At 44.1% G+C, this 832-nt stretch carries 1 protein-coding gene; it reads left to right on the forward strand.

The genetic code is table 11. The features are described from left to right. On the forward strand, positions 1-832 hold an 832-nt coding region (locus tag AAHB12_RS31160; RefSeq protein WP_342048940.1), incomplete at both ends, for an NAD(P)H-dependent flavin oxidoreductase.

An 832-nucleotide genomic window follows, 5' to 3' on the forward strand; every position in this document is an offset into this window, starting at 1 on the left:
GAGATTTTTGGAATTAAATATCCGATTGTACAAGGAGGACTTGCGTACCTCGCTTATGCCGAATTGGCAGCCGCAGTTTCGAATGCAGGAGGACTCGGACAAATTACTGCTGCAACCCTAGGTACACCAGAAAAACTTCGGGAAGAAATCCGTAAAGTTCGTATGCTTACAAATAAGCCATTCGGTGTCAATTTTGCTATTGCAAGGCACGACGGACAATATCTGGAGTTGCTTGAAGTTGCTATTGAAGAAAAGGTGCCTGCAATTTCTATTACAGGTGCTAATCCACAACCAATTTTTGAACGCATAAAGGGAGAAAATATTCGAACTCTTGTCCTCGTGGCAGGCGTTAGACAGGCACAGAAAGCTGAACAACTTGGCGCTGACGCTGTAATGGCAGTTGGACAGGAGGGTGGAGGACATTTAGGGCGAGACGATATTGGTACAATGGTGCTTATTCCTCGTGTAGTCGATTCCGTATCGATTCCAGTTTTAGCGAGTGGTGGAATTGGCGATGGACGAGGTTTATTGGCAGCTTTTGCATTGGGGGCAGAAGGAATTGAAATGGGTACTCGCTTTATTGCTACTCAAGAGTGCATTCATGCAAACGAGAAATATAAGCAGGCAATTGTTAGTGCAAAAGAGACGGATACAGTAATTATTAAGAGGACAATAGGAACGCCAGGGCGTGTTCTAAAATCGGAGTATACGCAAAACATTATTATGCAGGAACAGAACGGTGCAACATATGAAGATTTGCAGGATGTTGTTAGCGGTAAGGCGAACTGTCGTTATATTTATGAAGGAAATGAGACGGAAGGATTCGGTTGGG

Source organism: Bacillus sp. OTU530, from assembly GCF_038440375.1.